At 66.4% G+C, this 10,545-nt stretch carries 7 protein-coding genes; 5 read left to right on the top strand and 2 right to left on the bottom strand.

The genetic code is table 11. The features are described 5' to 3' along the window. Positions 1-1,641: PDZ domain-containing protein (locus K2R93_22045; GenBank protein ID MBY0492534.1), on the top strand; the 1,641-nt coding region annotated here is incomplete at its 5' end. A gap of 183 nt (positions 1,642-1,824) precedes the next feature. Continuing rightward, entirely contained in the window at positions 1,825-2,724 is a 900-nt protein-coding gene (locus K2R93_22040) for an MBL fold metallo-hydrolase (GenBank protein ID MBY0492533.1), read from the top strand. Positions 2,725-2,854: 130 nt separating this feature from the next. On the opposite strand, the gene K2R93_22035 is transcribed toward K2R93_22040, so the two are convergent. Further along, a complete protein-coding gene (locus tag K2R93_22035; protein MBY0492532.1) occupies positions 2,855-3,181 on the bottom strand; it encodes a DUF2834 domain-containing protein in 327 nt (108 codons plus the stop codon). Then, on the bottom strand, positions 3,178-4,635 hold the full coding sequence (locus tag K2R93_22030) for an FAD-dependent oxidoreductase (GenBank protein ID MBY0492531.1): 1,458 nt from the start codon (positions 4,633-4,635) through the stop codon (positions 3,178-3,180). The genes K2R93_22035 and K2R93_22030 overlap by 4 nt, the downstream gene beginning before the upstream one ends. Positions 4,636-4,793: 158 nt before the next feature. On the opposite strand from K2R93_22030, the gene K2R93_22025 reads away from it, so the two are divergent. From K2R93_22025 to K2R93_22015, 3 genes are all read left to right on the top strand, one after another. Continuing rightward, entirely contained in the window at positions 4,794-5,252 is a 459-nt protein-coding gene (locus K2R93_22025) for a c-type cytochrome (GenBank protein MBY0492530.1), read from the top strand. A gap of 645 nt (positions 5,253-5,897) precedes the next feature. Beyond that, positions 5,898-8,972, top strand: a complete 3,075-nt coding sequence (locus tag K2R93_22020) for a SusC/RagA family TonB-linked outer membrane protein (GenBank protein MBY0492529.1) — start codon at positions 5,898-5,900, stop codon at positions 8,970-8,972. Between the two features lie 13 nt (positions 8,973-8,985). After that, positions 8,986-10,356, top strand: coding sequence for a RagB/SusD family nutrient uptake outer membrane protein (locus K2R93_22015; GenBank protein MBY0492528.1), 1,371 nt, complete (start codon positions 8,986-8,988; stop codon positions 10,354-10,356). The last annotated feature ends 189 nt before the right edge of the window (positions 10,357-10,545 follow it).

Raw genomic sequence — 10,545 nt, 5'->3', positions numbered from 1 at the left:
GCGCCGCGCGACAGCGCGCGCGCAGCAGCCCCGGCCCCGGCACCGGCCCCGGTGCGTGCGGTGCGCATCGACTTCGACAACATTCAGCAGCGGATCGTGGCGGTCCCGGGGATCGCCGATCGCGGCTACTCGGGGCTGCGCGCCGGCGTCGCGGGGACGGTGTTCTTCCTCGAACCGCTGCCGGCCATCGGCACGGCGGACGGACCGAGCGGCAATACGCTGCATCGCTATCAGCTGGCGACGCGCAAAGCGACCGTCTTCCTCAACGGGGTCGCGCAGTTCACTACCAGTGGCGACGGGCGCAAGCTCCTCTATCGCACGGGTGGCCAGAACGGCGGACTGTTCCTCGTGGATGCGGCCACCCCGCAGACGCCGCAGGCCGGTGCCGGCCGCCTCAATGCGCAGCTGCGCGCCTACATCGATCCCAAGGCCGAGTTCAAGCAGATCTTCAATGAAGGGTGGCGCAACCAGCGCAACAACCTGTACGTGAAGAATCTGCACGGCAGTGACTGGCCGGCGGTCAGGAAGATGTATGAGCCGCTGCTGGAGCACGTGAACCACCGGGCCGATCTCAACTATCTGATCGACATGATGGGCGCCGAGATCGCGATCGGGCACTCGTACGTGCGCGGCGGCGACATGCCGGAGGTGCCCACCGCCACGGGCGGCCTGCTGGGCGCGGACTTCACGATCGACAACGGCCGCTATCGTCTCGCGCGCATCTACGACGCGGAAAGCTGGAACCCCGATCTGCGGGCCCCGCTCGCCACGCCGGGGGTGAATGTGGCCACGGGCGACTACATCCTCGCCGTGAACGGCGTCGAGCTGCGGGCGCCGGACAACATCTATCGCCTGCTCGATGGCACGGCCAACAAGCAGACGGTGCTCACCGTGAATGCGCGCCCCGAGATGACGGGTGCGCGTCAGGTCACCGTGGTGCCGGTGGCCAATGAACAGGGGCTGCGGAGCCGCGCGTGGGTCGAAGCCAACCGTCGCTACGTGGACTCGGTGTCGCAGGGGAAGATTGCGTATGTCTATCTCCCGAACACCGGCCAGCCGGGGTACACGTATTTCAACCGCTACTACTTCGCGCAGCAGGATCGCCTGGGCGTGGTGGTGGACGAACGCTTCAATGGCGGCGGCTCGGCGGCCGACTACATCGTGGATCTGCTCGGTCGTGACTTCGACGGCTACTTCAACAACCCGGTCGGTGAGCGCTACCCGTTCACGAGCCCGGCGAACGGCATCTGGGGCCCGAAGGTCATGATCGTGAACGAGATGGCCGGCTCGGGCGGCGATCTCATGCCGTTCATGTTCAAGCGCCGCAAGCTCGGGCCGTTGGTGGGGCAGCGGACGTGGGGTGGTCTCGTGGCGACCACCGATACGCCGCTCTTCGTGGACGGCGGCTCGATGATCGCGCCGCGCTTCGGCTTCTTCGATCGCGACGACAAGTTCGCGGTCGAAAACGAAGGCGTCGCGCCGGATATCAGCGTCGAGAACTTCCCGAAGGAGGTGATCGGCGGTCACGATCCGCAGCTCGAGCGCGCGGTGCAGGAGGCGCTCAAGATGCTGAGTACGTACAAGAACCCGCGTGCCTCGAATGAGCCGGCGCCGCCGACGTGGGGTAAGCGCGGGAAGTAGCGCCAGCGTCTTGAACAGCTCGTCGGGGATTCGGGGGGGCGGGGATAACTCTGTGGGCTCAGGCCCCGTTGCGAACTCCCCGTCACCCCGTCCCCCCGACGAGCTTTTCAACTATGATGGGTGATGTCCAAGACGTACCCGTCAGCAGTCAATCCTGCTGGCTCGAGTGTCCTGAAATGGGTAGTGCAGCGCACACGGGCGCGACTGCCGCGGCCGCCGCGTACGCCCATCACCGGTGTGCGTCCGGATCTCGCGTTCGTGCATCAGAACCGCACGGTTCCGGCGTGGACGTGGATCGGACACTCGACGGGGCTGCTGCAACTGGCCGGCGTGAACCTCTTGTTCGATCCGGTGTTCAGCCGGTACGCATCACCCGTCCCGTTTGCCGGACCTCGGCGGCATCAGCCGCCGGGGCTGGCGCTCGAAGAGTTGCCGCAGATCGACACGGTGTTGCTGACCCACAATCACTACGATCATCTCGATCGACCCAGCGTGCGGGCACTCGCGCGGCAGGCGGGTGGCCCGCCGCGCTTTGTGGTGCCGCACGGAATGGGGGCGTGGTTCGTGCGGAACTTGCCGCGCGTTGGTGGCCGGGTGCCGGATGTCGAGGAGGTCTCGTGGCACGAGTCGCGTGCGCTCGCCGACGGGCTCGAGGTGCATTTCCTCCCCGTGCAGCATTGGTCGAATCGCAGCGGCTTCGATCGGAACCGGACGCAATGGGGGAGCTGGGCAGTGGTGCACCCCACCTTCCGCTTCTGGTTCGGTGGCGACTTCGGCTACTCCGACGAACCGCGCCAGATCGGTGAGCGGTTCGGCGGCTTCGATGCGGCCGCCATTCCCATTGGCGCGTACGAGCCGCGCTGGTTCATGCGTTCACAGCACGTCAATCCCGACGAAGCGGTGCAGGCCATGCTGGATGTCGGCGCCCGCGAAGCGGTTGCGATTCACTGGGGGACGTTTTCGCTCACCGACGAATCGCTCGACGAGCCCCCGCGCGCACTAGCGGCGGCGCTGGCAGCCCGCGGGATTGAGGCCGAGCGCTTCCGTGTGCTGAGGCATGGCGAGACGCGGCGCTTTGGTTGAGTAGGTTGAACTGCTCGCACAGAGGGCACAGAGGGCACAGAGATCACTGAGGGACGCTTCGAATCCATCCGGAGCGCCCCTCTGTGTTCTCTGTGTTCTCTGTGTCCTCTGTGCGAGCAGTTCCCAAGTTCTACGTCGCCCGCTCGGTCCCGAGATACACCAGCAACGGCGGGCATCCCAACAACAATGTCGCCGGCCACCAGGCGAACGAGCGATGATGGCGCCGTACGTCGTGCCAGAGCCAGGTCAGCACCACGGCCGTGAACACCCCCATGTCGTTCCACGCCATGAAGACCATCGGGTCGGCGCGCAGCGTGGCCCACGCATGGGCGAGGCCGGCGCTCACCGACCCGTTCTGTTGCATCCACTGATAGAACGACCACTGCTCGTACGCGAAGAAGAGCGCGGCGACCAGCAGCAGGGCGGGGCGCCGCACCCGAAGTCCGGCGATCGTCACCGCGGCGTCTCGTACTGCTCGGTGGGCAGCTTGAACGCCTTCGCGAGGACCGGGTCGCCCGGAATGCCGATGACACGCTGCGCGATGTAGTCCCCGATCACCGGCCCGAATTTGAACCCTTCGGCCTGGCCGAGGCCCGCGATCCACGCGTTCGTGCACTGGGGCACGAGATCCACGATGAAGTTCTGGTTCACGCTCGATTCATAGTGGCAGGCGTGCGTCTCGAGGACGGGCGCGTTGGCGAGGATGGGGAAGCGCGCCTGGAGGAAACGGCGCGCGCCATCGACGCGATCCTGATTCGTCCAGCGCGAGCTGGTGTCCGGATCGTTCTGCGCCGGGTCCACCGCTGGCGTCGCGGTGGCGGCGGGGGAGTTCGCCGGTGCGGCCGGTGCCGCTGGGGCCGCGCCCGGGGCCGGAGCGAGCTGCGGCGCCGCGATCGCGCCGCGCACGCGGAACCCGCGCGAGTCGGCCGGCAGCATCGGCCACCCCGTGACGCCGGGGAAGTTGAAGCTCGGCAGGTTGGGATACGTGAAGCGTGAGTCGCCGGCCGGCACGCCGAAGTAGAGCGCGTGGCCGATCGGAATACGGACGCGGTTCTCCATGTACGGGAAGAGCTTCCGCAGCCACGCGCCGCAGGCAAAGACGTAGGCATCGCCACGGATCACCGTGCCGTCGTCGAGCACCACCCCATCCATCGTGCCGTTCACGATCGGCCCCGGGCGCACGCGCCCGAGCACCAGCTTGGCGCCGTCGGACTGGGCCACGGCGGCGACGGCCTGGGTGGCGGCGCGGCAGCGCACGACGCCGGCATCCGGTTCGGTGATGGCCACGGTGATGTCGTCGGCCTTGATCACCGGCCAGCGCTTGCGGGCCTCGTCGCCGGAGAGCTTTTCGTGCGGAACGTTGTTGGCTGCCCAGAGTTCGAGCGTCTTCTTGATGAAGGGCTCCTCGGTGGCGCGCATGATCACGTCGCCGGTCTGGTGGAAGAACTTCGTCTTGAAGTACGGCCCCCACTCTTCCTCGAACAGCTTCCAGCGGGCAATCGCGGTGCGGGCCCACGGCGTCCACAACTCGCCGGAGGCACGGTCCCCGTAGGAGGACCGGATGCCGCGCGTCTCGTCGCCGCTGGTGGCCTTGGAGTTACCGGGCCCGTAGGCGTCGATAAGCGTGACCTTCACCCCGCGGGCGCGGAGGTGATAGGCGGTCCATCCCCCCCAGGCGCCGGCGCCGATCACGACGACATGGGTGGACCCGTTGGCGGTGCCGCTGCCCCGGCTGATGCCGCGCGCCGGGGCCGACTTGAAGGCCGTCGGCGGGGCACAGCCGGCGGCGAGCAGGACGCCCGCCCCACCGGCCATCCGCAGAAAGTCTCGGCGGGCAACCCCGTCCTGATCGGGGCCGGTTGAGGTCGGCGCGGGGCCAGTGGGCATCTCGGCGGCGTCGGGAGTATCCATTCGGGAAAGCGCGGGTAATAAGCGGAAGGGCAGACCGCGAGGGAACGCGCGAAGATGGCAGTCCCGTTGGTCCGCCGCAATCTCGATTCGCCCAGGCGTCGCTTTGGCTTCGCGCACCCGCTTGTCAGCGAACCCGCCCTCACGCACGTTCTTCTGCCATGTCCCGTCATCGCATTCTTCCGCTGGTCCTCGCCGCCTCCCTCGTTGGCGCCAGCGCCGCCGCCGGTAGCGGCATGCGCGCCCAGGAGCCTGGGCGCATCGATCTGCGCGACGCCTATGCCGTCGCGACCCGTGACACCACCGGCGTCTACACCGAGGAACAGGCGGCCGCCGGGCAGGCGGTGTTCACCAAGACCTGCTCGGAGTGCCACGAAACCAAGGACGTGACGGGCCCCGATTTCCGCACCAAGTGGAAGGGGCGCCCCGTGTTCGCGCTGTTCGAGCAGATTCGGACGACGATGCCGGACGGCAATCCGGGGACACTGACCCGTGAGCAGTACCTGTCCACGGTCGCGTATATCCTCAAGCTCAATGGCATGCCGGCGGGCACCACGCCGCTGGCCAGCGATTCGGTGGCGCTGTCGGCCATCACCCTCGACTTGCCCGCGTCGCACTGATCCGACGCGGATCGGGCTGGCTGCCCGTATCCCGACGCGTATCTAATAGAAAAGAACCACGGGGCAGCGTTCAACGCTGGTCCGTGGTTCCGCGTTTGATACGTCAACTTCCGGAAACCCGTGCGGATACGTCCGGCAGCGACTGACTTTCTTGACAGTCTCTGCCCTACGCCGTAAGGTTGGCGCGCCAACCATCGGCGGATGGAAACGATTCCGGACGCGCAGCCACAGGTGTGACGGCGCGCGCGATCCGCTTGTTGGTTGGAGCGGTGCTGCACGACGAATTCCAACCGCGAGCTCGTAGTTCCCAACCTCGGTCCCCTCGCTGTTCCCTCCGCTGGTCCCTGCAGCCATAGCACGTCCCTCCCCGAGCTGCGCGCTGAGCATCGCCGCGCGCTCGCCCCTCTCCTGATCATTTCGGGGTCCGTCGGACCCCTTTCGAGCGTGACGCGACGGCTCGCACCTGTGGCTGACCGACCCCGGTCCGCTGCCTGGGCGCGCGCGGCGTGTCAGGTCCGGTCACACGTCCGGTGACCGGAGGGTGATCCTGTACAGCGGAGTCACGAGATGCAACGAACCGGAGCTACGGCGTTCCCGCGGGGCGAGTCAGGGTGTGCGCCGCCAACCTTTTCCATCAGATCGCGGATGGCGCGTGCAGGTGCGCTCCTGGTCCGTACGTCCGCTGCACTCGCGGCGGCCCTGACCCTGCTGGCGCCACGGGCGCACGCACAGGGGGGCAGCATCAACGGTCGCGTCTTCGACGCCGCGACCGGCCAGCCGATTCAGCAGGCGCGCGTCCTCATCGATGGCACGCAGAACGGCACGCTCACGGGTGAGAACGGTCGCTACACGCTTCGCGTCACGACGACCGGTCCGGTCACGCTCGATGTCTCGCGTATCGGCTACGAAGCCCGCAAGGTGCAGGTCACGGTGTCGGCCGGTGCGCCGACCGTGTCCGACATCGCGCTGACGCAGGCGGCCTTCTCGCTCTCCGCCGTCGTCACCACGGTGACCGGTGCGCAGCGCAAGGTCGAACTGGCCAACTCCACCGCGCAGGTGGCCGTGGGCGACAAGCTCGCGGAACTCCCGGTCGCCAACATGGGTGGCCTCCTGTCGGGTCGCGCCTCCAGCGTGCAGGTCGTTCAGACCGGCGCCACCGGCACCGGCTCGCGCGTCCGTATCCGCGGGCAGAACTCCTTCTCGCTCTCCAACGACCCGATCGTCGTCATTGACGGTGTTCGCGCGACGTCGACGACCAACAACGCCATCGGTGTCGGTGGCTCGGGCCCGTCGCGTTTGGACGATATCAACCCGGCCGAGATCGAGAACATCGAAATCGTGAAGGGACCGTCGGCCGCCACGCTCTACGGCACGGAAGCGGCGAACGGCGTAATCGTCATCACGACCAAGAAGGGTAAGTCCGGCAAGACGCGCTACAACGTGTCGGCCGAGCAGGGGCAGATCGAGAATACGGCGACGTATCCGGACATGTGGTCGCTGTGGGGCAAGACGACGGCGGCCCCGACGACCAATGCCATCTGTCTGTTGACGGCCGTTGCGGCCGGCACCTGCGTGGCGGACTCGCTCTCGCACGGCAACGTGCTGAACGACAAGGCGCTGACGCCCATCGGCACTGGCGACCGTCGGCAGTACAACCTCCAGGTCTCCGGCGGTAACGACAAGGTGCAGTTCTTCGTGTCCGGGCAGACGGAAGCGGAGACCGGCATCTACAAGATGCCGGACTCGGAAGTGACGCGCCTGCAGGCCCGTCGCGGCGTGCCCTCACTGCCCTCGGACGTCATGCGCCCGAACGCGCTGGCCCGCAACAGCCTGCGCGCGAACGTCAACGCTGAGCTCCGGAAGAACCTGTTCGTACAGGTCTCCTCGGCCTACGTGAACAGCGATCTGCGCCTGCCGCAGAACGAAGACAACGGCAACGGCCTCATGGTGGCGGCCTTGGGCGGCCCGTATCGCCGCGACCTCCTCGATGCGCAAGGCGATTCGCTCCGCGGCTATCGGGCATTCATGATGGGCGACGTGCTGGCGCAGACCACCACGCAGAACATCAACCGCTTCATCAACAGCGTCTCGGCCCAGTGGAATCCGCTGTCGTGGCTGCAGACGCGCGCGGCCGTCGGCTCCGACTTCACGGCGCGCAACGACAAGTTCCTGTCGAAGGTCGGTGAGGGCCCGAACACCGGTTCGCCGTCGCTGCGCCTGGGGCAGGTCCAGAGCACGGTGGTGGGCATCAATCAGCAAACGGCTGACTATAGTGGCACGGGGACGTTCCAGCTGCTCGACTGGCTGAACTCCAAGACGTCGGTCGGTATGCAGTACATCCGCCAGGCCGTGACGAACACGACCGGTACCGGCCTCTCGCTGCCCCCGGGCGGCACGATGGTATCGCAGGCGGCCACGCGGTCGTCCACGCAATCGCTCGACGAGCGCCGGACGCTTGGCTACTACCTCGAGCAGCAGTTCGCCATCCGCGACAAGCTGTTCCTCACCGGTGGTCTGCGCCGCGACGCGGCCAGCGCCTTCGGTGCGAACACGCGCGCCGTCATCTATCCCAAGTTCGGTGCGTCGTGGCTGATCTCCGACGAGTCGTTCTTCCCGAAGCGCGACTTCATCAACTCCCTCCGCCTGCGTGGTACGTACGGCGCATCCGGCCAGATTCCGGGCGCAACGGCTGCCGTGCGCTTCTACTCGGCGGCGCCGCTCACCCTCGCGTCGGGTGACGCGTCGGGCGCCTCGCTGGGCTCGCTGGGTAACCAGAGCCTCAAGCCCGAGTTCTCGGCCGAAACCGAGTACGGGTTCGATCTCTCGCTCTTCAGGAACAAGACGAACATCGAGTTCACGCACTACGACAAGAGCACGAAGGACGCGCTCATCTCGCGCCAGATTGCCCCGTCGCTCTCCGGCCTGACTACGCAGTTCGTGAACGTCGGCAACATCCGGAACCAGGGCATCGAACTGACCTTCAACCAGAAGGTCATCGACAAGGACCAGTTCGGGTTCCAGTTCAACCTCACGGGCTCGACGAACAAGAACGAACTCGTGAAGCTCGGCGACGGGATCACGCCGATTGCTTCGGGTAACCGCAACACGCAGAAGAACGCGCCGGGCTACCCGCTGTACGGCCTGTGGGACAAGGACATCAACTACACGGATGCCAACGGCGACGGTATCCTCGTCCTGAGCGAGCTGAGCTTCAGCGACACCACGAAGTTCCGTGGCAACACCTTCCCCAAGAAGGAACTGGCGTTCACGCCGTCGATCGATCTGCTGAATCACAAGCTGCGCATCTCGTCGCAGATCGACCGGAAGTGGGACTTCCTCAAGTTCAACAACACGCTCCGTCACCAGTGCATGAACGGCGTGACGTGCCGCGGGCGCTACGACAAGTCCGTCGGGCTCCAGCAGCAGGCGAACGCGCTGGCCACGTCGCAGGCCGTGTATACGGGCATGTTCGAGGATGGCTCGTTCACCCGCTGGCGCGAACTGTCGGTGGCGTACGACATGCCGGAGAAGTGGGCCCAGCAGTTCAAGGCGTCCCGTTGGAACATCGTGCTCACGGGCCGTAACCTCGGTGTGAAGACCAAGTACTCCGGTGTGGATCCGGAAGCGGCGCAGTCGAACAGCGACACGCGCGGCAACGAAGAGTATTTCTCCACGCCACCGCTGCGCATCTTCACGCTGCGCATGAACTTCACCTTCTGAGGCGAGCAAAGATATGCGTATGTTTTCAGCCGCTCGCCGAGTAGTCGGACCGGTGGGCACCGTAGCCGCCGCGATCGCGATGTCGGCGTGTTCCACGGACATTCTCTCGGTCGGCACGCCGGACGTGCTTGCCGAAAGCGCGCTGGGAGGCTCGCTGGGCGCCTCCACGCTGCGCAACGGGTCCATGATGGACTTCATCGTGGCGTACTCGGGCACGATCGACGGCTTCCTGGTCTCGACGGGCAACATGGGCGACGAGATTCAGACCACGGATACCTTCGCCGATCGCTACAACACCGACGGCCGCAATCAGAACGAAGTGCTGGGCGGCGCGATCAATTCCATGTACAACTCGCTCCAGCTTGCGCGCGCCGGCATGTCGTCGGCGATCGAGGCGTGGACGAAGGCCAAGACCAGCACGGCCGCCGCGGTCAAGGATTCGCTTTCGGAGATGTATTCCATCCGTGGCTTCACCGAGGACTTCTTCGCCGAAGCGTACTGCTCCGGCGTACCGTTCTCCAAGGTGAACGGCGATGGAACGTTCGCCTACGGTGATCCGCTCACGACGGCACAGATGCTGGCCGCCGCGAGCGCGACCTTCGATTCGGCGAACACGATCGGTTCCGGTGCGACTGTCAAGAATCTGGCCGCGGTGGGCAAGGCGCGCGTGCTGATCAATCTGGGGCAGTTTGCCCAGGCTGCGGCGGCGGTGTCGGCCGTGCCCACGACGTTCCGGTATCAGGTGTTCCACTCCACAGCGACGGGCCGCCAGAACAATGGCGTCAACAGCGGCACGTTCGTCGCTGGCTCGCGCTATACGGCGGGCACCCGCGAAGGGACGAACGGGCTCGACTACATGAGCACGCCGGCCGATCCTCGCATGCCGTGGCAGGCGTCCACGCGCGTGGGCTTCGACGGCACGAGCCGCAACCTGCCGCAGCAGCTCAAGTATCCGACGCTGGCGTCGGCGGTTACCCTGGCCGACGGTATTGAAGCGCGGTTGATCGAAGCCGAAGCCGCGCTCAATTCCGCCGGGGCCGGTGGCTCACAGGGGGCGCGTGATCAGATGACCACCGTCCTCAACACGCTTCGCTCGAGTGGTGGCGTGGCCGGACTGGCCGCGCTCACCGCGCCCACGACGCAGGATGCCGCCGTGGATCTGCTCTTCCGTGAGCGGGCGTACTGGCTGTGGCTCACCGGCCACCGCTTTGGCGACATGCGTCGACTGATCCGTCAGTACGGCCGCACGGCCAGTGCGGTGTTCCCGACGGGCGGCATGCTCTATCGTCCGGGGAACAGCTACGGCACGGATGTGACCTTCATCGTGCCGTTCCCGGAGCGCAACAACCCGAAGTTCAACGGGTGCATCAACCGCAACCCGTAACCACGGGGGGAGGAGGACAAAGGGCCGCCGGCGCGATGCGCCGGCGGCCCTTTGTTTTTGGGGGTGAATCTTAAGAGCCGAGAACCGAGCCGTGAGCGACGAGAGGAGAGTATGTTCAGCCGGGATGATCGGTAACGCTTGGACCGGGATGATGGGTAACACTCGCGGAGCCGGGAGCGAGTCGGTCAG

It is taken from the genome of Gemmatimonadaceae bacterium (genome assembly GCA_019752115.1).
Classification (GTDB): domain Bacteria; phylum Gemmatimonadota; class Gemmatimonadetes; order Gemmatimonadales; family Gemmatimonadaceae; genus Gemmatimonas.
Note: the sequence above shows the minus strand (reverse complement) of the source record. Positions and strands in the feature narration are given on the sequence as shown.

Excerpts from the sequence above, each read along its gene's own strand:
- K2R93_22030 (MBY0492531.1), bottom strand. The coding sequence starts at position 4,635 with ATGGATACTCCCGACGCCGCCGAGATGCCCACTGGCCCCGCGCCGACC.
- K2R93_22025 (MBY0492530.1), top strand. The coding sequence starts at position 4,794 with ATGTCCCGTCATCGCATTCTTCCGCTGGTCCTCGCCGCCTCCCTCGTT.
- K2R93_22020 (MBY0492529.1), top strand. The coding sequence starts at position 5,898 with ATGGCGCGTGCAGGTGCGCTCCTGGTCCGTACGTCCGCTGCACTCGCG.
- K2R93_22015 (MBY0492528.1), top strand. The coding sequence starts at position 8,986 with ATGCGTATGTTTTCAGCCGCTCGCCGAGTAGTCGGACCGGTGGGCACC.